The 19,852-nt window shown below is 71.0% G+C and carries 18 protein-coding genes and 1 riboswitch; of the genes, 8 read left to right on the top strand and 10 right to left on the bottom strand.

Features of this window, described 5'->3' with window-relative positions:
• Positions 1-141 precede the first annotated feature (141 nt).
• A complete protein-coding gene (locus tag C3489_RS11930) occupies positions 142-519 on the bottom strand; it encodes a helix-turn-helix transcriptional regulator (RefSeq protein WP_103781731.1) in 378 nt (125 codons plus the stop codon).
• A 111-nt stretch (positions 520-630) separates the two neighbouring features.
• Between C3489_RS11930 and C3489_RS11925 the strand changes: the two genes are divergently transcribed.
• Positions 631-1,893: an MFS transporter gene (locus C3489_RS11925; protein ID WP_103781730.1), complete on the top strand. Its 1,263-nt coding sequence runs from the start codon at positions 631-633 to the stop codon at positions 1,891-1,893.
• A 16-nt stretch (positions 1,894-1,909) separates the two neighbouring features.
• On the opposite strand, the gene C3489_RS11920 is transcribed toward C3489_RS11925, so the two are convergent.
• Together C3489_RS11920 and C3489_RS11915 are read right to left on the bottom strand one after the other, a co-directional pair.
• Positions 1,910-3,094 carry a spermidine/putrescine ABC transporter substrate-binding protein gene (locus tag C3489_RS11920; protein ID WP_103781729.1) on the bottom strand — a complete coding sequence of 395 codons (1,185 nt, stop codon included), beginning with the start codon at positions 3,092-3,094 and terminating at the stop codon, positions 1,910-1,912.
• A gap of 430 nt (positions 3,095-3,524) precedes the next feature.
• Positions 3,525-4,964 carry a gamma-aminobutyraldehyde dehydrogenase gene (locus C3489_RS11915; protein ID WP_103781728.1) on the bottom strand — a complete coding sequence of 480 codons (1,440 nt, stop codon included), beginning with the start codon at positions 4,962-4,964 and terminating at the stop codon, positions 3,525-3,527.
• Positions 4,965-5,129: 165 nt separating this feature from the next.
• Here C3489_RS11915 and C3489_RS11910 point away from each other — a divergent pair, with 165 nt between their 5' ends.
• The 7 genes from C3489_RS11910 (at position 5,130) to C3489_RS11880 (ending at position 12,110) form a co-directional block, all read left to right on the top strand.
• Positions 5,130-5,675 (top strand): Lrp/AsnC family transcriptional regulator, encoded by a 546-nt coding sequence (locus C3489_RS11910; protein ID WP_103781727.1) that lies wholly within the window; start codon positions 5,130-5,132, stop codon positions 5,673-5,675.
• A gap of 2 nt (positions 5,676-5,677) precedes the next feature.
• Entirely contained in the window at positions 5,678-7,042 is a 1,365-nt protein-coding gene (locus C3489_RS11905; protein ID WP_103781726.1) for an aspartate aminotransferase family protein, read from the top strand.
• A 265-nt stretch (positions 7,043-7,307) separates the two neighbouring features.
• Complete coding sequence (locus C3489_RS11900; RefSeq protein ID WP_103781725.1) at positions 7,308-8,048, top strand: ABC transporter ATP-binding protein; 741 nt, start codon at positions 7,308-7,310, stop codon at positions 8,046-8,048.
• Complete coding sequence (locus C3489_RS11895; RefSeq protein WP_103781724.1) at positions 8,030-9,586, top strand: hypothetical protein; 1,557 nt, start codon at positions 8,030-8,032, stop codon at positions 9,584-9,586. The genes C3489_RS11900 and C3489_RS11895 overlap by 19 nt, the downstream gene beginning before the upstream one ends.
• 96 nt (positions 9,587-9,682) lie before the next feature.
• Positions 9,683-10,090 (top strand): VOC family protein, encoded by a 408-nt coding sequence (locus C3489_RS11890; protein WP_103781723.1) that lies wholly within the window; start codon positions 9,683-9,685, stop codon positions 10,088-10,090.
• Positions 10,091-10,126: 36 nt separating this feature from the next.
• A complete protein-coding gene (locus C3489_RS11885) occupies positions 10,127-11,251 on the top strand; it encodes an LOG family protein (protein WP_103781722.1) in 1,125 nt (374 codons plus the stop codon).
• A 172-nt stretch (positions 11,252-11,423) separates the two neighbouring features.
• Positions 11,424-12,110 carry an LAETG motif-containing sortase-dependent surface protein gene (locus C3489_RS11880; protein ID WP_103781721.1) on the top strand — a complete coding sequence of 229 codons (687 nt, stop codon included), beginning with the start codon at positions 11,424-11,426 and terminating at the stop codon, positions 12,108-12,110.
• A 97-nt stretch (positions 12,111-12,207) separates the two neighbouring features.
• Here C3489_RS11880 and C3489_RS11875 read toward each other — a convergent pair whose 3' ends face one another.
• The 7 genes from C3489_RS11875 to C3489_RS11845 form a co-directional block, all read right to left on the bottom strand.
• A complete protein-coding gene (locus tag C3489_RS11875) occupies positions 12,208-13,005 on the bottom strand; it encodes a maleylpyruvate isomerase family mycothiol-dependent enzyme (RefSeq protein WP_103781720.1) in 798 nt (265 codons plus the stop codon).
• Between the two features lie 24 nt (positions 13,006-13,029).
• Positions 13,030-14,049, bottom strand: coding sequence for an ABC transporter ATP-binding protein (locus C3489_RS11870; protein ID WP_103781719.1), 1,020 nt, complete (start codon positions 14,047-14,049; stop codon positions 13,030-13,032).
• Positions 14,050-15,651, bottom strand: a complete 1,602-nt coding sequence (locus C3489_RS11865; RefSeq protein WP_103781718.1) for an iron ABC transporter permease — start codon at positions 15,649-15,651, stop codon at positions 14,050-14,052.
• Between the two features lie 44 nt (positions 15,652-15,695).
• Positions 15,696-16,787 (bottom strand): thiamine ABC transporter substrate binding subunit, encoded by a 1,092-nt coding sequence (locus C3489_RS11860; RefSeq protein ID WP_103781717.1) that lies wholly within the window; start codon positions 16,785-16,787, stop codon positions 15,696-15,698.
• A 74-nt stretch (positions 16,788-16,861) separates the two neighbouring features.
• Positions 16,862-16,970, bottom strand: a riboswitch (TPP riboswitch).
• A 24-nt stretch (positions 16,971-16,994) separates the two neighbouring features.
• Complete coding sequence (gene rlmN / locus C3489_RS11855) at positions 16,995-18,101, bottom strand: 23S rRNA (adenine(2503)-C(2))-methyltransferase RlmN (protein WP_103781716.1); 1,107 nt, start codon at positions 18,099-18,101, stop codon at positions 16,995-16,997.
• A 623-nt stretch (positions 18,102-18,724) separates the two neighbouring features.
• Entirely contained in the window at positions 18,725-19,135 is a 411-nt protein-coding gene (locus C3489_RS11850) for a hypothetical protein (protein WP_103781715.1), read from the bottom strand.
• 112 nt (positions 19,136-19,247) lie between these two features.
• Complete coding sequence (locus C3489_RS11845; RefSeq protein WP_103781714.1) at positions 19,248-19,697, bottom strand: SRPBCC family protein; 450 nt, start codon at positions 19,695-19,697, stop codon at positions 19,248-19,250.
• Positions 19,698-19,852: the final 155 nt, after the last annotated feature.

The following is a 19,852-nucleotide window of genomic DNA, read 5'->3' as shown; positions in this document are numbered from 1 at the left end:
CGGGCCCGTACAGAAAACCGCGATCTGTACGTTTACGCCGTAAATATACGAGCCATTCTGCTCACTCGCATCCCCCAAGGCAAGGGCAAATGACAGCGAAATGAACGAAAGGCGAATATCGGACGTACAGGCGCACCGCCGTCACTCCGGCGGGGTCCAGGCCGCCACCAGGTCCAGCAGGCCGGGGAACCGGGCGTTGAGATCGTCGACCCGCACCTGGCTGCGGCGTTCCAGGCCGTACTGGCGCTGCCGCGTGAGCCCCGCCTCGCGCAGCACCTTGAAGTGGTGGGTGAGCGACGACTTGGGCCGGTCGAAGCCGAACCAGCCGCAGGAGTGGTCGAAGTTCTCCGACTCCAGCAGGAGTTTGCGGACGATGGTCAGCCGCAGGGGATCGCTGAGCGCGCCGAGCACGGTGTCCAGGCGCAGCTCGTCCACCCCCGGCTCCGGCAGGGGTTCCGGCAGGTCGGGCGGCTCGGGGAACACCCTGATGGCGGGCGCGGCGGCCGTGGTCGCGGACATGGACAACTCCTCAAGACACCGTTCCTTTGTACGAGTTCAATCGTACTGGATGCTAAGTTCGACTCGACTCGTACTGCTGGATGCCGGCAGGGAAGATCGGGAGGAACAGTCATGTCCGAGACCCGGACCCCAACCGTCCAGGCCCTCCACGGGAGGCGGCACACACGCGGCGCGGACACCGGCGGGCGCTCCGTCGCGCCACTGTGGTGGGTGTGGCTGGCCGCCTGGCCGGTGACGGCCGTGTTCGTGCTCTCCAACGCGGCGACGCCGCTGTACGTGCTGTGGCAGCGCGACATCGGCTTCTCCAAGGGCACCCTGACCGTGGTGTTCGCCTTCTACATCGTCGGCCTCATCGGCTCACTGCTGGTCTGCGGCGTGGTCTCCGACCGGGTCGGCCGCAAGCCCGTCCTGCTGCCCGCATTGGTGCTCGCCCTCGCCGCGTGCGCGATCTTCGCCACCGCCACGAGTGTGGCCGCGCTGATCGTGGCCCGGCTGTTCACCGGGATCGCGGTCGGCGCCGTCGTCTCGGCCGGCATGGCCGCCGTGACGGATGTCGCCGGCCCCGGGCGCAAGCGGATCGCCGCCCTGCTCGCCTCCTGCGCGATGGTCTTCGGCGCCGGGCTCGGCCCGCTGCTCGCCGGCGTGCTCTCCGAGACGGCCCCCGGACCGACCGTCACGGTCTTCGTCGTCGAGGGCGCGCTTTTGCTCACCGCGGTGCTGTGCGTGCTGCGGATGCCGGTGCGCCGTCCCGAGGTCCGCGCCGAGGGCGCCTGGGTGCGCGTGCCCGGCGTGCCGCACGGCAACGGCCGCCGACTCGCCCTCGGCATCGCGGTGTTCGCGCCCGGCATCACCGCCACGTCCTTCGTGCTCTCGCTCGGCCCCTCGCTGCTGTCCGGACTGCTCGGCACCACCAACCGGATCGTCGCCGGCGCCATGGCCTTCGTGATGTTCCTCGCCGCCACCGGGGTGCAGTTCGCCGTCCAGCGGCTGCGCCGCCGCACCATCCTCACGGCCGGCGCGGTGAGCACCACGCTCAGCATGGTCACGCTGGTGAGCGCCGTGCACACCTCGGCGGTGGCGGTGCTCATCCTGTCCGCGCTGCTGGCCGGCGCCGGCCAGGGCATGGGCCAGCTCGGCGGGCTGTCCCTGCTCAACTCCGGCATTCCGCCGCAGCGCCTGGCCGAGGCCAACGCCGCGCTGAACGTGGGCGGCTACATCCCGGCCGGTGCGCTGCCCGTCTGCGCCGGCTACCTCAGCGACGCCGTGGGCCTGACCGACGGCGCCACGATCTTCGGCTCGGTGCTGACGGGCGTCGCCGTGATCGGCGGACTGATGGTCCTGGCCACCCGGCGCCAGGTGACGGACCCGGCCTGACCGGGGTCCTGCCCGGCTACAGCCCGGCGATCCTGTTCCACCGCTTGGCGAACTCCGTCCGTTCCTCGGCCGTGATGTCGCGGGCGATGGCCAGCCGGCGGCGCATCCCCGCGTCCGGGAAGATCAGCGGGTTCTCGGCGAGGGCGGCAGTGTCCTCGTCGTCGGAGGAGGCCAGGACGTCCTGGGCGGCCGGGACCGGGCAGACGTAGTTGACCCAGGCGGCCAGCTCGGCGGCGACCTCGGGCCGGTAGTAGTGGTCGATCAGCCGCTCGGCGTTGGCCTTGTGCCCGGCCAGGTTGGGCACCATGAGCGACTCCGCCCACAGCTCGGCGCCCTCCTCGGGCACGACGAACTCGATGTCGGGGTTGTCCGCCCGCAGCTGGATCACATCGCCGGAGTACGCCTGGCAGGCCAGGACATCGCCGCTGACCAGGTCCTTGGTGTAGTCGTTGCCGGTGAAGCGGCGGATCTGGCCGCGGTGCACCTGGGCCTGGACCTGGTCGCACACCCGGTGGAAGTCGTCCGCCGTCCACCGGGTGATGTCGACACCGTTGCCCAGCATCAGCAGCGCGAACGACTCGTCCAGACCGGAGAGCAGGGTGACCCGGCCGCGCAGGTCGTCGGCCCACAGATCGGAGACGTGCCGTATCTCACGGCCGAGCTTGCGGCGGTTGTAGGCGATGCCGGTGATGCCGGACTGCCACGGCACGGTGAACCTGCGGCCCGGATCGAACGCCGGGGAGCGCAGCAGGGGGTCCAGGTACCGGGTGACGTTCGGCTGGCGGGCGCGGTCCATCTGCTGCACCCAGCCCAGCCGCACGAACCGCGCGCACATCCAGTCGCTGATGACGACGAGGTCCCGGCCGGTGGACTGGTGGTTCATCAGCGCGGGGCTGATCTTGCCGAAGAACTCGTCGTTGTCGTTGATCTCCTCGACGTAGTCGACGGCTATCCCGGTCTGCTTCTCGAACGACTCCAGGGTGGGCCGCCGGCTGGGGTGGTCGTCGTCGGTGTCGATGTACAGCGGCCAGTTCGCCCACGTCAGGCGCTTGTCGCTGGCCGAGGTGTCGGCCGCGGCCCGATCGCCGGGCTGCACGTACGCCGCGGGCACTCCGCAGCCGGCCAGCGCACCGAGCCCGGCGGTACCGCCGAGGCCGCGCAGCAGGGAACGGCGGGAGAGGGGGTGGTGTGGGAGGGGCATGGGTGCAGCATGGCGCCCACTGACACGCGTGATCAATTGACGCGGCGTCGAGTACGGGCCCGTGCGCCGGACACCTTGTCGATCATCCCCCGCCACCGAACACCCCGGGCCGCGGAGGCGGTCCGTCCTCATCGGGCCACGCGTCGCCGGCCGGCGCCCCGCGTCGCCGGCCGCCGGCCTGGGTGGTGGTCCACGCCCCCGGGTGGTGGCCGTACGACCGGGCCCGAGCCGGGAACGCCACCCGCGACGTCCGGCCCCCGGGCCGGGGACCCGCGCCGTCGCCGTGTCGGCCCGCGCGGGCAGTGCGGACGCCCCGACGCGATGCCCGAGGTGCCGCCGGACACACCGCGGCCCCGGACGGTCCGTCCTCCGTCCGGGGCCGCGAGTCTCATCCGAGGCCGTCGGCCTCAGCGTGCCCGCAGGGGCTGGGTCACGCGTCCAGGGACGTCATGACGTGCTTGATGCGGGTGTAGTCCTCGAAGCCGTACGCCGACAGGTCCTTGCCGTAGCCGGACTTCTTGAAGCCGCCGTGCGGCATCTCGGCGACCAGCGGGATGTGGGTGTTGATCCACACGCAGCCGAAGTCGAGCTTCTTGGACATCCGCATGGCGCGGCCGTGGTCCTTGGTCCACACCGAGGAGGCCAGCGCGTACTCGACGCCGTTGGCCCACTCGACGGCCTGGTCCTCGTCCGCGAAGGACTGGACGGTGATGACCGGGCCGAAGACCTCGTTCTGGATGATCTCGTCGTCCTGCTTCAGACCCGAGACGACGGTCGGGGCGAAGAAGTAGCCCTGGTCGCCGACGCGCTTGCCGCCGGCCTCCACGCGCGCGTGGGCGGGCAGCCGCTCGATGAAGCCCTCGACCTGCTTGAGCTGGTTGGGGTTGTTCAGCGGGCCGAAGAGCACGTCCTCGTCGTCCGGCTGACCGGTCTTGGTCTCGGACGCGGCCTTGGCCAGCGCGGAGACGAACTCGTCGTGGATCGACTCGTGCACCAGCACGCGCGTGGCGGCCGTACAGTCCTGGCCGGCGTTGAAGAAGCCCGCCACCGAGATGTCCTCGACGGCCTTGGCGATGTCGGTGTCGTCGAACACCACGACCGGGGCCTTGCCGCCCAGCTCCAGGTGGACGCGCTTGACGTCCTTGGCGGCGGACTCGGCCACCGACATGCCGGCGCGCACCGAGCCGGTGATGGAGGCCATCGCCGGGGTCGGGTGCTCGACCATCATGCGGCCGGTCTCGCGGTCGCCGCAGACGACGTTGAAGACGCCCTTGGGCAGGATCTCACCGAGGATCTCGGCGATCAGCACGGTGGACGCCGGGGTGGTGTCCGACGGCTTCAGCACGACGGTGTTGCCCGCGGCGATGGCCGGCGCGAACTTCCACACGGCCATCATCATCGGGTAGTTCCACGGCGCGACCTGCGCGCAGACGCCGACCGGCTCACGGCGGATGATCGAGGTCATCCCCTCCATGTACTCGCCGGCCGAGCGGCCCTCCAGCAGTCGCGCAGCACCCGCGAAGAAGCGGATCTGGTCGACCATCGGCGGGATCTCCTCGGAGCGGGTCAGCCCGATCGGCTTGCCCGTGTTCTCCACCTCGGCCGCGATGAGTTCCTCGGCGCGCGCCTCGAACGCGTCCGCGATCTTCAGCAGGGCCTTCTGGCGCTCGGCCGGGGTGGTGTCGCGCCAGGCCGGGAAGGCGCGCGCGGCGGCCTCCATGGCGGCGTCGACGTCCGCCTGGCCGGACAGCGGCGCGGTCGCGTACGCCTCGCCCGTCGCGGGGTTGACCACCTCGGTGGTCCGTCCGTCGGCGGCGTCCCGGAACTCACCGTCGATGTAGTTGCGCAGACGACGCAGCTCGGTGCTCACTGCCGGCCCTCCAAGTTCGGGTGTCCAATCACTGAGATGCCCAGACTAATCGCTGAACCCACGTTTTCAACACCCCTGGTCCCCTGACTTCTGCGAAATCCGTCGATCCCGATCTCGCAGACAACGAATTTCATCGATCGGGGCTTGCGGAACTGTCGAGACGTCGTGCACAGTGAGGTCGTGGCCAGTCGAAGCGCAGACCCCAGGGACGCGAGGGACTCCCGCGAGTCCCCCCGCGACACCCCGTCCAGGAACGGATCCAACCCCAACCTGGACGCCGTCTCCCTCGCCATCATCCAGCAGCTCCAGGAGGACGGCCGCAGGCCGTACGCCGCCATCGGCAAGGCCGTCGGCCTCTCCGAGGCGGCCGTGCGCCAGCGCGTCCAGAAGCTGCTCGACCAGGGCGTGATGCAGATCGTCGCCGTCACGGACCCGCTCACCGTGGGCTTCCGCAGGCAGGCGATGGTCGGACTGCACGTCGAGGGCGACGTCGAGGCGGTGGCCGACGCGCTGACCGCCATGTCGGAAGTCGAGTACGTGGTGATGACCGCGGGCTCGTTCGACATCCTCGCGGAGATCGTCTGCGAGGACGACGACCACCTGCTGGACGTCATCAACAAACGCATCCGGGCCCTGCCCGGCGTGCGCTCCACCGAGAGCTTCGTCTACCTCAAGCTCAAGAAGCAGACCTACATGTGGGGAACCCGATAACCGTGAGCACAAAGGACCTCAGCAAGTCCGCGTACGACCACCTGTGGATGCACTTCACCCGCATGTCCTCGTACGAGAACTCCCCCGTCCCGACGATCGTCCGGGGCGAGGGCACCTACATCTACGACGACAAGGGCAAGCGCTACCTGGACGGTCTCGCCGGCCTGTTCGTGGTCCAGGCCGGTCACGGCCGCACGGAACTCGCCGAGACCGCCCTCAAGCAGGCCCAGGAGCTCGCCTTCTTCCCGGTGTGGTCCTACGCCCACCCCAAGGCCGTCGAGCTGGCCGAGCGCCTGGCCAACGAGGCCCCGGGCGACCTGAACAAGGTCTTCTTCACCACCGGCGGCGGCGAGGCGGTCGAGACCGCCTGGAAGCTCGCCAAGCAGTACTTCAAGCTGGTCGGCAAGCCCACCAAGCACAAGGTCATCTCGCGTGCGGTCGCCTACCACGGCACCCCGCAGGGCGCCCTGTCCATCACGGGTCTGCCCGGCCTGAAGGCCCCGTTCGAGCCCCTCGTCCCGGGTGCGCACAAGGTCCCGAACACCAACATCTACCGCGCCCCGCTCTTCGGTGACGACCCCGAGGCCTTCGGCCGCTGGGCCGCCGACCAGATCGAGCAGCAGATCCTCTTCGAGGGCCCCGACACCGTCGCCGCGGTCTTCCTTGAGCCGGTGCAGAACGCCGGTGGCTGCTTCCCGCCGCCGCCCGGCTACTTCCAGCGCGTGCGCGAGATCTGCGACCAGTACGACGTGCTGCTCGTCTCGGACGAGGTCATCTGCGCCTTCGGCCGCCTCGGCACCACCTTCGCCTGTGACAAGTTCGGCTACGTCCCGGACATGATCACCTGCGCCAAGGGCATGACCTCGGGTTACTCCCCGATCGGCGCCTGCATCGTCTCCGACCGCCTGGCGGAGCCGTTCTACAAGGGTGACAACACCTTCCTGCACGGCTACACCTTCGGTGGCCACCCGGTCTCCGCGGCGGTGGGCATCGCCAACCTCGACCTGTTCGAGCGTGAGGGCCTCAACCAGCACGTGCTGGACAACGAGGGCGCCTTCAAGGCCACCCTGGAGAAGCTGCACGACCTGCCGATCGTCGGCGACGTCCGCGGCAACGGCTTCTTCTACGGCATCGAGCTCGTGAAGGACAAGAACACCAAGGAGTCCTTCAACGACGAGGAGACCGAGCGCGTCCTGTACGGCTTCCTCTCCAAGGCGCTGTTCGACAACGGCCTGTACTGCCGTGCCGACGACCGTGGCGACCCGGTCATCCAGCTCGCCCCGCCGCTGATCTCCAACCAGGAGACCTTCGACGAGATCGAGCAGATCCTGCGGGCGACGCTCACGGAGGCGTGGACGAAGCTCTGATCGTCCGGACGGCCCTCACCGTCCCGACGGTCCCGATCATCCGACGCCCCTGATCGGCGGTCCTCCCCTGGCCGATCTTCCGTCTGGATGATCATCCCGGCCCCGGTGCCCCCCGTTCGAGTGAAGAACGGGGGCCCGGGGCCGCGTGCTGTCCGGGCTTGCGCCGTCACCTGCCTAGCGTGCCAGTGACCGATCGGCCCTGCCTTCGTTCCCCCGCACGGGGGAATGGCACGGGAACTACGGATCTGACACGAGGTGTACGCCCATGGAGGCCCCGCCGGACAACGACGTGCTCTGGGCACGCTCCCTGCACTTCACGCACAGCGACGGCTCCCCCGCGCTCCAAGGCGTCTCGCTCGGCGTGCGCGAGGGCGAGATCCTCGCCGTCGGTGGCCCGCGCGGCAGCGGCAAGACGACCCTGCTGCGCTGTCTGTCCGGGCTCACCCCGGCCCAGCGCGGCGAGGTGTGGTTCAACAGCGTGCCGGTGCACACCCTGGGCCCGATGGCCCGCGAGCGGATGCGCCGCGACCGCTTCGGCTGGATCGACCCGGCCCCGGTGCTGGTCCCCGAACTGAACGTGTGGGAGAACGCCGCCCTCCCGCTGATGCTGCGCGGCGTCAGCCGGCGCCGCGCCAAGGTCGCCGCGACGGAGTGGCTGGAGCGCGTCGACATCGGCGACAAGGCCCGCCGGCGCCCGCACGAACTCACCCAGGCCGAGCGGCAGCGCGCCTGCATCGCCCGCGCCCTCGCCCCCGCGCCCGCGGTCCTCTTCGCCGACGAGCCCACCGCCCCCCTGCACCGCGCCGACCGCGCCCACGTCCTGCGCACCCTCACCACGGCCGCCCGCTCGCACGGCATCACCGTCGTGCTGGCCACCGCGGACCCGGAGACGGCCGCGCTCGCCGACCGCACGGTGTCCCTGCTCGACGGACGCCGGGTGAGGACGGTGCACCTCCCGCCGGTCACCGAGACGGAAGGCCGGGCCGCGTGGTCGCTCTCCGTCTGACCCGCGGCGCCCACCCGGCCGTCCACCTGCGCCGTCTGCTCGTGGCGGCGGCGTCGGGCGGCACCGGCTTCCTGCTCCTGTGCACCCTCGGCTACGCCCTCGCCCACCCGGGCGCCTCCCCGGCGGCCCTGCTGCTGCGCCTGGCGTGGTGCGTCGTACCGCTGGCCGCCACGGTGTGGTTCGCCCTGGCCGTCGCCCGCACCGACCCCGCGACCAGACCGCGCCCCGGCCTGTCTGCCGTCGGCCTGGGCCCGGCCCGCCTGATGGCGGTCTCGGCACTGACGACGGCCCTGTCCACGACGCTGGGCTCGACGCTGGCCCTGCTGGTCTTCCTGCACCTGCGCGGCGACCTCACGGGCATGCCGTTCGACGGGGCGGCGTCGGAGTTCCTCGCGGCGGACCAGCCGCTGCCGGTACCGGCGGCGCTGACCCTGCTGGCCGTCCTCCCGGCGACGGCCTCGGCAGCGGTGGCCCTGACCCACCGCCCCCGCGACCCGCACCGCCCGCACACCCCGCACCGGTACGGCCGCTTCGGCGCGTACAGCAGGACCGTGGTCCGGGAGACGTTCGGCGCATACGGCCGCTTCGGCACCCACCTGGGCGCCAAGGAGCGACACCCCGGCGCAGGCCCCACGTCCGCGGACGGCTCCCAGCCCCTCGTCCAGTCGGCGAGGAACCTCGTCACCACGCCGACGCCGTCGGACGCCGACCACCAGGCCGCGGGAGGCCTTGTCACGGCGTCGGCGCCGGCGCCGGCGGACGCTGCTCATCAGCCCGCTGAGTCCGCGGGCAGTCGTGCCGCTGGGGCGGCACGGGTGGGCGCGGCCGGCACCCCGCAAGCGCCGGGCAGCGCGACCGACCCCCACACCGCGACGGACGGCACCCCCGAACCCCCGGCCGCCCCGACCAACCGCACCACCGACCCCGAACCCACCCCCACCACCACCCTCCCCTGGGGCATCACCCTCCTCGCCGCCGGCCTCGCCACGGAGGCCTACGCCCTGCGCACCGGAGCGGCCAAGACCCTCCTGATGCCCAGCGGCATGCGCACCGGCTCCGTCGCCGTCCTCCTCGGCTGGCTCCTCACCGCCGTCGGCCTCGCCCTGGCCGGCCCCGGCCTCACCCACCTCACCGGCCGCCTGCTGCAGGCCGCCCGCCCCGGCGCCCTGCGCCTGCTGGCCGGCCGCGTCCTGATGGCGGAGGCCACCCGCATCGGCCGCCCCCTCGGCGTCGTCTGCGCCGTCGCCTCCGCCGCGTTCGCCACGACCGCCCTGCGCGGCACCGGCCAGGCCGAGTTCGGCCCGCTGACCACCCTCGGCGCCCTGGTCGTCGCCGGCTGCACGGTGGCGACACTGCTCACCGCCGCCGTGGAGGCCCGGCAGCAGCGTGCCGACACCACCGCCGCGCTGCTGCGCCTGGGCGCACCGGCCACGATGCTGCGCTCGGCGGCGCTGCTGCGCACGGCCGCGCTGCTGGCCGTGTTCGCCCCCCTGACGCTGCTGGTCGCCGAGCTGGCGGCACTGCCCCTGACCCACTGAGGCTCAGCGAAAAAAGATCAGCGGCCACCGATGAGTTCCGCGCGGCCCCCCGGTCTACCGACCGACAACACCGCACCACCGACGGGAGAGGCCCGCATGTACCAGCAGATGATCTTCGTGAACCTGCCCGTGAACGACCTGGAGGCCTCCAAGAAGTTCTTCACCGACCTCGGCTACACGATCAACCCGCAGTTCAGCGACGACAACGCCGCCTCCGTCGTGATCAGCGACACGATCGTGGCGATGCTGCTCACCAAGCCGTTCTACGCGACCTTCACCGACAAGGAGATCGCCGACGCGACGAAGACGAGCGAGGTGCTGGTCTGTCTGAGCGCCGAGAGCCGCGAGAAGGTCGACGAGCTGGTCGACCGCGCGCTCTCGCTCGGCGGCACGGCCACCGGCAAGACGCAGGACATGGGCTTCATGTACGGCCGCGCCTTCGACGACCTCGACGGCCACACCTGGGAGGTCGTGTGGATGGACCCGGCGGCGGTGCAGGGCTGACCCTCCCCGCCCGACGGCCGTGCCTAGCATGGGCGGGTGCATCCGACACCCGCCCAGCCGTTCGACGGCTCCCACGACCGTGAGATCGAGTCCCTCGCCGAGTTCGACGAGGTGGTGGGACTCCACGGCACGCTCGCCGGCTTCCGGGTCCAGGCAGTGGACCTGACGGGCCGTACGGAGGTGCTGCTGTCCGTGGACACCGCGGGCGCCGTCTTCCTCGGCTGCCCGATGGCCCCCGAGGCGGCCGCCCGCGTCCGCGCGTCCGACGCCCTGGTCTTCCCGCCCGTCCCGGGCCTGCCCTTCGACCCGTACCGGGGGTTCGTCTACTCCCCCGAGGAACTCTTCGCCGGGCTGGACCGGGGCTACGAGGCCACCCCGGACGCGCTCACCTACGCCTGGTTCCAGCGGACCAGGGCGGACGGCGACATATTCGCCTCCATGCTCCGCTCCCTGCACGACGACGCCGTCTCCGACGCCCTCGACGAAGTCCTGGTCGGCGCACGGGTCGTCGGCGTCATGGGCGGCCACGCTATGGCGCGCGGGACGCGGGAGTACGCCGGTGCCGCGCGCCTCGGCCGCGCCCTGGCCCGCACCGGCCTCACCGTGGCGACGGGCGGCGGCCCGGGCGCTATGGAGGCCGCGAACCTCGGCGCGTACGCGGCCCCCTTCGACGACGAGATGCTGGGCGAGGCCCTGCAACTCCTCGCCGCTACGCCGTCGTTCACACCGTCGATCACCGACTGGGCGCGGGCCGCGTTCGAGGTGCGCGCCCAGTGGCCGCGCGGCGGCTCGTCGATCGGCATCCCGACCTGGTTCTACGGCCATGAGCCGCCGAACCCGTTCGCCACGCACATCGCCAAGTACTTCGCCAACGCCACCCGCGAGGACGGCCTGCTGGCCCGCTGCACCGGCGGTGTGGTGTTCCTGCCGGGCGCCGCCGGCACCGTACAGGAGATCTTCGACAACGCGACGCCGAACTACTACGAGTCACGGGGCGAGCCCACGCCCATGGTGCTCGTGGACCGGGCGCACTGGACGGAGCGGCTGCCGGCCTGGCCGCTGCTGGAGTCGCTGGCGGGGGACCGCTCGATGCGCGCCCGGATCGCGCTGGTCGACGGGATCGAGGAGGCTCCGGAGGCGCTGAAACGTCTCGTCGGTTAATAAGACGGCAAAGGCAACTGGCTTGACCGGTCTGTGCATTGACACTCCTTACGGAGCGCTTATAAACCTGTGAGCCTCATGGGGGCGGTGTTGCCGGAGGGTTGCTCCCGCGACCGTTCGACGACCCAAGTCCCCTTCCACCCCCCGCAGTTGCATCCCGTAAAGGACAAACGTGTCCATATCTCGCCGTACCGCCGCCCGTTCCGTGCGCGCCCTCGGGGTCGCCTCCGCCGCGGCGGCTCTCGCGCTCGGTGTCGCCGGCAACGCGCTCGCCTGCAACATCAGCGAATTCTCCGCCAAGGCCTCGTGCGAAGGTGACAAGGGCGTCATCACCGTCACCGACGTCGACGCCTCCGGCACCCCGGCCGTCGTCTCCGTCTTCCTGGAGAACAACGGCGGCGACGAAAAGAAGATCGGTGAGCAGGAGGTCCGGGGTTCGCGCGAAGGTGCGACGATCACCTTCGCCGAGGACTGGAAGCCCAACGCGACCTACCGCGTCCACGTCAAGGCCGGCAACCTCGTGGACGAGGACATCAAGGGCAACCTGACCACCCCGTCCGAAGGCTGCAAGAAGGACACCCCGACGACGCCGCCGGCCACGCCGAGCAGCCCGGCGCCGTCGCCGTCCGCCTCCACCCCGGCCGAGGAGACGCCGGCCCCGTCGGCGTCCACCAGCACCGCCCCCGCGGACACCGTGAGCAACGCCCCGTCCCCGGCGGTCGGTGACTCCAACCTCGCCGAGACCGGCGCGAACTCCAACACCGGCCTGATCGCCGGCGTCGCGGGCGCCCTGGTCGTCGTCGGCGGTGGCGCGGTCTTCTTCGGCATGCGCCGCCGCGGGGCCAAGAGCGGCAACTGAGGCCCGACGCGCGCGAACGGCCCGTCCCCGGTCACCGGGGGCGGGCCGTCCGCGTGTCCGGCGACCGGGGCGGGGCGCGCGGGCGTGATACGGCGGATCAGCCGAAGGTGGCCCGGCTCAGCCAGAACTCCAGCAGCTCCCGCTCGCCGAGGATCTCCAGGCCGGGCGTGTCCAGCGGCAGCCGCCGGTAGAAGGCGAGCAGAACGTCGGTCAGCGGTCCGCGCAGCGCGACCGTCGCCTTGGCGTGCCCACGCCGCCGGCGCACGCCGTCCTCGGCGAGCTCCACCAGCCACTCGGCGTCCAGCTCCGCCGGGGTGTCGGTGGCGTGGAGGTGGATGCTGCGGCCGTCGCCACACAGCTCCTTCGCCCCCTCCGTGAGGCCCATCCGCTGGATGAACTGCACGATCTCCAGCCACTCGTCGATCGCGTCGGCGGCCACCTCGGGCGCGACCTCGTAGGGCAGGCCGGCGGCCAGGGCGGCGTCCGCGCGGTGGACGGTGATCTCGTGCGTCATCCGGCGGGCCCAGAAACCGGCCGTGGCCTGCCCCGACCATGCCCACGCCGCGGCATCCGGACCGGCCTCGCGCAGCGCCTCGACGACCAGGTCGCCGGCCTCGGCGAGCCAGGCCCCCAGTGCGGCGGCGTCACCCACGGCGTCCGGGCCGGCCCTGTCCGGCACCTTCTCGTCCGGGATGTTCTCCTCGGCGCGGGTGCGCACCAGCTGATCCGCCCAGCGCAGGGCGCGGCCCACATGCCGTACGAGCTCGTCCAGCGTCCAGTCCGGGCAGGTCGGCACGGTCGCCGTCAGGTCGGCCCCGGAGGTCACGATCGACGTCAACTGGTCGATCTGGCGGGCTATTTCGTCGCAGTAGCGGTCATGGGTCAGCTGTGTCATGCGGCCACCCTAGGCAGCCGGCGATCAGCCGAGCACGACGATTTCCGCCATGTCGAAGGCGACCCCGACCTCGTCGCCGACCTCGGGTGCCTCGCGCAGCGCACAGGCCGCCTCCAGCCGGGGCGCGTCCTCGGGCTGGAGGTGGACGGCGACATGGGTGCCCTTGAAGGTGCGGGCGGTGACCGTGCAGCGCAGGCCGTCCTCCACGCCGGTGAGCCGGACGCCCGCCGGGCGCACCAGCAGGTCACACGCCCCCTGCGGGGAACCGTCGGGCACCGGCAGCTTGCCCCACGGCGTGTCGGCCGCCGCGCCGGCGACCGTCCCCGGGACCACGTTGTCGAAGCCGAGGAAGCGGGCGACGAACGCGTCCGCCGGGTGCTGCCACACCTCAAGAGGCGTGCCGGACTGGGCGATCCGCCCGTCCCGCATCACCACGACCCGGTCGGCGAGCGCGAACGCCTCGCCCTGGTCGTGGGTGACCGCGAGCACGGTCGTGCCCAACCGGCCGAACAGCTCCCGCAGTTCGACGACGAGACGTTCACGCAGTGAGCGGTCCAGCTGGCCGAGCGGCTCGTCCAGCATCAGCAGCCGGGGCCGGGGCGCGAGCGCCCGGGCGAGCGCGACCCGCTGCTGCTCGCCACCGGACAGCGCGCCGACCGCCCGCCGGCCGGCGCCGGGCAGGCCCACCAGGTCCAGCAACTCCCCGACCCGCTCGGCCTGCTCACTCCGCGCGGCACCGTGCATGCGCAGCCCGAAGGCGACGTTTCCGGCCACGTCCCGCTGCGGGAACAGCTGGTGGTCCTGGAACATCAGCCCCACGCCCCGCTTGTGCGCGGGCACCCGCGTCTGGTCCCGGCCGTCCAGCACGATCCGGCCCGCGTCCAGCGGCTGGAGCCCGGCGACCGCCCGCAGCAGCGTCGACTTGCCGCTGCCGCTGGGCCCGAGCACACACACCACCTCGTGCTCGGCGACGTCCAGATCGACGGCGTCGAGCACGGTCCGCTCACCGAAGCGGACGGTCGCGGCAGCGAGGCTGAGCAGCATCTAGAACTCCCCCGTCCGGTCGGGCACCCGCAGGCTCTCCAGGACCAGCAGCGCCACGGCGCACACCACCATCAGAATCGTCGACAGGGCCATCGCCTGCCCGTAGTTGAGATCACCGGGCCGCGACAGCAGCCGGGCGACGGCCACCGGCAGTGTCGGGGTGTCCGGCCGCGCGATGAACACGGTCGCCCCGAACTCGCCCAGCGACACGGCGAAGGCGAACCCGGCGGCGATCAGCAGTGCCCGCCGCACCATCGGCAGATCGACCTCGCGCCACACCCGCCACGGCGATGCCCCGAGCACGGCCGCAGCCTCCCGCAGCCGCCCGTCCACCGCGCGCAGCACGGGCAGCATGGTCCGTACGACGAAGGGGACGCCGACGAGCGCCTGGGCGAGCGGCACGAGGATCCAGGAGCTGCGCAGGTCCAGCGGGGGCGTGTCGAGCGTGATCAGGAAGCCGAAGCCGACGGTCACCGCGGACACACCGAGCGGCAACATCAGCAGCGCGTCGAAGCCGCGCACCAGGCGCCCGGCGTCCCGGCGGGTGAGCGCGGCGGCGGCGAGCGCGCCGATCAGCAGCGCGATACCGGTGGCGGCGACGGCGTACTGCAGCGAGTTGCCGATGGCCTCGATCGGCGGGACGAGGAAGGTGTTGCCGTCCTGGCCGGTCAGCGCCCGGTAGTAGCCGAGGCCGCCGTCCAGGGAGCGCTGCACCAGCACCGCGGGCGGCAGCACGAGCAGCAGCGCGATGGTCAGCAGCACCCCGGCGAGCAGCGCCCACTGCCCGGCGCCGCGCGGCCGGCGTGCCGTCGTCGCCGCGTCCACCAGCTTCAGCGCGCTCTCCCGGCGCCGTACCGTCCAGGCGTGCACGGCGAGGATCACGCCGACCGCGACGAACTGGACGATCGTCAGCACGGCGGCGGTGGACAGGTCGAAGACGTCGGCGGTCTGCCGGTAGATCTCCACCTCCAGGGTGGAGTAGGCGGGTCCGCCGAGGATCTGGACGATGCCGAAGGAGGTGAAGCAGAACAGGAACACCATCAGCGCGGCCGCGGCGACGGCGGGCGCCAGCGCGGGCAGGGTGACCTTGCGCCAGGCGGTGAAGCGGGAGGCGCCGAGCATGCGCGCCGCCTCCTCCTGCCGCGGGTCGAGCTGTGCCCACAGGCCGCCGACGGTGCGTACGACGACGGCGTAGTTGAAGAAGACGTGCGCGAGCAGGATCGCCCACACGGTGGTGTCCAGCCGTACGCCCCACAGGTCGTCGAGCAGCCCGCCGCGCCCGACCAGCGCCAGGAAGGCGGTGCCGACGACGACGGTCGGCAGCACGAACGGCACCGTGACCACGGCCCGCAGCAGCCGCTTGCCGGGGAAGTCGAAGCGGGCGAAGACGTAGGCGCCGGGCAGCGCGAGGAGCAGGGTGAGCCCGGCGGAGACCAGCGCCTGCCAGGTGGTGAACCACAGCACGTGCCGGATGTCGGACTGTCCGAGGACGTCGGGGAGCCGGCCGAACTGCCACACGCCGTCGACCTTGAGTCCGCGGGCGACGATCGCGGCCACGGGGTAGGCGAAGAACACGGCGAAGAACGCGACGGGCAGGGCCATCAGCCCGAGCCGCGCCGCGCTCCCCGCGCGGTCCTTCCGGCGGACTACCTCAGTACGAGCGAGGTCCACTGCTTGACCCACTGGTCACGGTGGTCGGCGATGGTGCCGGGGGCCATGGTCTGGGGGTCCTTGGCCGCGGGGCCGTACTGGGTGAACTCGGCGGGCACCTTGGCGCCGTCGAGGACCGGGTAGACGAACATGTTCAGCGACATGTCCTCCTGGAACTCCTTGGAGACCAGGAAGTCGATCAGCGCCTTGCCGCCCTTGGTGTTCTTGGCGTTGCTCAGCAGACCCGCGAACTCGATCTGCCGGAAGCAGGTGCCGGCGGCCACGCCGGTGGGCGCGGTCTTCGGCTGCGGCTTGGCGAAGACGACCTCGGCGGGCGGGGAGGAGGCGTACGACACGACGAGCGGCCGGTCGCCGTGCGCCTTCTTGCCGCCGGCCGAGCCGGAGAACTCCTGGTCGTAGGCCTGCTCCCAGCCGTCGACGACCTTGACGCCGTTGGCCTTGAGCTTCTTCCAGTAGTCCTGCCAGCCGTCGTCGCCGTACTTGGCGGCGGTGCCGAGCAGGAAGCCGAGGCCGGGCGAGGAGGTGGACGCGTTCTCGGTGACCAGCAGGTTCTTGTACTCGGGCTTGACCAGGTCGTCGAAGGAGGCCGGCGGGGTCAGCTTGTGGTCGGCGAAGTACTGCTTGTCGTAGTTGACGCAGATGTCGCCGAAGTCGATCGGCGTGACCCGGTGCTTGTCCTTGTCCAGCTGGTACTGGGCGCCGATGGAGCCGAGCCCCTTGGCCTCGTACGACTGGAACAGTCCGTTGTCCAGCGCCCGGGAGAGCAGGGTGTTGTCGACGCCGAAGAAGACGTCGCCCTGCGGGTTGTCCTTGGTCAGGATCGCCTTGTTGACGGCCTGCCCGGCGTCGCCGCTGGTGAGGACGTTGACCTTGTACCCGGAGCTCTTCTCGAAGTCCGCGAGGACGTTCTTGGACACGGCCCACGAGTCATGGCTGACCAGAGTGACGGTCTTGGACTCGGTGGCAGAGGTCTTCTCGCTCCCGCCCGACGACCCGCACGCGGACAGCGTGACGAGCCCGAGGCCGACCACCGCGACCGTGGCCTTCTTGGTGATGCTCACTGACATTCCTCCTGGAGGGACCAGGAAGAGACGCGGCCCTGCCCGGGACGCCTGACGACGGCCCGGGCAGGGCGCAACAGCTAGAGTGATGACCGATCTCCCTACCCAGAATGACCTGGGCGAGGTTCGGAGGGTCTGCGGCCCTGTCCGCCGCACTCTCAGCGCTGTGGCGCTCCCCTGTCGGAATATGTAGATGTACTGACGAAGGTCAGATTACCGCTCGGTGGCGGCGAGCTGACCACACGCCCCGTCGATCTCCTGGCCACGGGTGTCCCGAATGGTCACCGGTACACCATGGGCGGCGATGGCCTCGACGAACGCCTTCTCGTCCTCGGGGCGGGAGGCGGTCCACTTGGACCCGGGCGTCGGGTTCAGCGGGATGAGGTTGACATGCACAGGCTTGCCCTTGAGCAGCCGCCCGAGCCGGTCCCCGCGCCAGGCCTGATCATTGATGTCCCGGATCAGCGCGTACTCGATGGAAAGCCGACGCCCGGACTTCTCCGTGTACTCGAACCCGGCGTCGAGCACCTCGCGCACCTTCCACCGCGTGTTCACGGGGACGAGGGTGTCGCGCAGCTCGTCGTCGGGGGCGTGCAGCGAGATCGCGAGCCGGCACTTGAAGCCCTCGTCCGCGAACCGGTGGATGGCGGGCACGAGCCCGACGGTCGACACGGTGATCCCGCGCTGCGACAGCCCGAGCCCGTCGGGAGCGGGGTCGGTCAGCGCCCGAATGGCCCCCACCACTCGCTTGTAGTTGGCGAGCGGCTCACCCATCCCCATGAAGACGATGTTGGACAGCCGCGACGGCCCCCCGGGGATCTCCCCGTCCCGCAGCGCCCGCATGCCCTCCACGATCTGGTGCACGATCTCGGCGGTGGACAGATTCCGGTCCAGCCCGGCCTGCCCGGTCGCACAGAACGGACAGTTCATCCCACACCCGGCCTGCGAGCTGATGCACATGGTCACCCGGTCCGGATACCGCATCAGCACGGACTCGACGAGCGTCCCGTCGAACAGCCGCCACAGCGTCTTGCGCGTCGTCCCCTCGTCGGTCGACAGATGCCGCACGACGGTCATCAACTCGGGAAACAGCGCCTCGCGCAGCTTGTCCCGCGCACCGGCGGGAATGTCGGTCCACTGCTCGGGCTCGTGCGCGTACCGCGCGAAGTAGTGCTGCGACAGCTGCTTGGCGCGAAAGGGCTTCTCCCCGATCTCGGCGACAGCGGCCTTGCGCTCGGCGGGCGAGAGATCGGCAAGATGCCGCGGCGGCGCCTTGGCACCGCGCGGCGCGACAAAGGTAAGTTCTCCGGGCTTGGGCATGGTGCTACCAGTGTCGCAGATCGACTTGGGTGGGCTGGGGCCGCTTGCCCCGGTGTGCTTGCGGTACTGGTGATGCCAGAGAGGTCCTGGTCCTGTCGCATGGTCTGTGAGGCTGCTGCAACCTGGGGGTATGAGGGACCGACGATCGCGCCTGATATGGGTTGGCGCTGCCTTGATGGGTGTCAGTGTGGTGGTGCTCGTCGTGGCTGTTCTCAGCGGCTTGAACGGTCAGGAATCGGGCCGTTCGACGTCGCCGTCCCCCACATCCTCCGCAACGCTGCAATCGCCGTCACCGCCTCCAACGCCGACCGAGAGCGAGCCCAGCGCCGGAGAGCCCCCGGGAACATCTCCCAGCGAGACCGACACCGAAGAGCCGACTCAAAGCTCTTCCGGCAGCACGGAGGCCAGCCTCCCGGCATCTGCTCCCGCCGTGACCGTGACGGTCACTGAGACGGTCCAGCGGGTCTATTCCACCCAGGCCGGCGCCGGGTCCGGGGGGTCCGACCTCCCTACGATCCTCACCTGTGTCGCGGCGCTGGTCAGTGCCGGAGTGGGTGCCGCGTCGTTCGCCGCGGGGATGCGAAGGGATCGTCAGTCATCTGGCGGGTCTTGAGGAGCGTGGATCAGTCCGGCTCACCGAAGCGGCGGTCGGTCCGGGAGAGGACTCCGGTGACCGATGCCGAGAAGGGCTCACGCCTCGTGCGGGGCAGGGGTACCTCGATCAGTTTGCCGTCGTAGATCATCCACAGACCGAAGCAGTCGTCTTCCTCGTCCCGGACCAGGACCTGCACGGAATGCGGGTCCGGCCAGGGCAGCGACTCCAGGTGTCCGAGCAACCCGTGCCAGTTGTGGCGGATGAACTGGATGACCCAGGCGTAGCACTCATGCGATCCCCCGCTCCGTCCGGCGAACACCCGGTCTTCCACCCGCGTGAAGCACTGGTGCCACTCCCGGTTCTCATCGGGACGGGTGAGGGGCTCCATGACCTCCTCGGCATCCCTCGCCAGGACCATGACCTCCGCGTACCTGCTCATGCGCCACTATGGGCACAGCTCATCGGCTCCGGACAACGAGTTATCCGCCCGGCTCGGTCAGGCGGGGCTGGTGGTGCCCCGCCTGGTCTGTGTGTGTCTCGTTGGACGGGATCTACGCGGCCGTGTGTTCCAGGTGCTGCTTCAGCAGCTGTTCGTTGCGGGGGAACTCCTTGCGGACCTGGGGGCGGACGACCAGGGGGATCAGGACCTTGCCGAGGCCGTGGCCCTCGAAGTCGAGGTCCATGGTCAGGCGGGTGCGCCGGCCCTCGTCGACGGGGGTGATCTCGCCGTGGAAGTTGCCGCGTACCGGCCCGTCGATGCCGTGCACGCTCCACGAGCGGCCGGGCTCGTACTCGGTGCACTGCATCGTCATCGGCATCTCGCGGCGGCCGACGTGCCGGATGACCTTGACCCGGGAGCCGAGTCCGAACGGACCGGCGTCGAGTTGCTCGGCGGACACCGCGCTCGCCTGCCACTCCGGCAGATGGGCGGGGTCGGTGACGTAGGTCCACACCTCGTCGGGGCGGCAGTCGAGGACGATCTCCTCATGGAAACCGGACATGGTGGCCCCCTTTCCAGGGCGAGCCGGTTCGGAGCTGATGGGTCTTTTCGTCAGAATCGTCCCACTGTGTTCGCCGTGGGGCCAGCCATCCCGCGGGCCAGGCCCTACGCGACGAGCCCCCGTCCTCCGGGAGGGAGGACGGGGGCTCGACAGCC

It is taken from the genome of Streptomyces sp. Ru71, assembly GCF_002920535.1.
Taxonomy (GTDB): Bacteria; Actinomycetota; Actinomycetes; order Streptomycetales; family Streptomycetaceae; genus Streptomyces.
The sequence above is the reverse complement of the archived record's forward strand: the minus strand, read 5'-3'. Positions and strand labels throughout refer to the sequence as shown.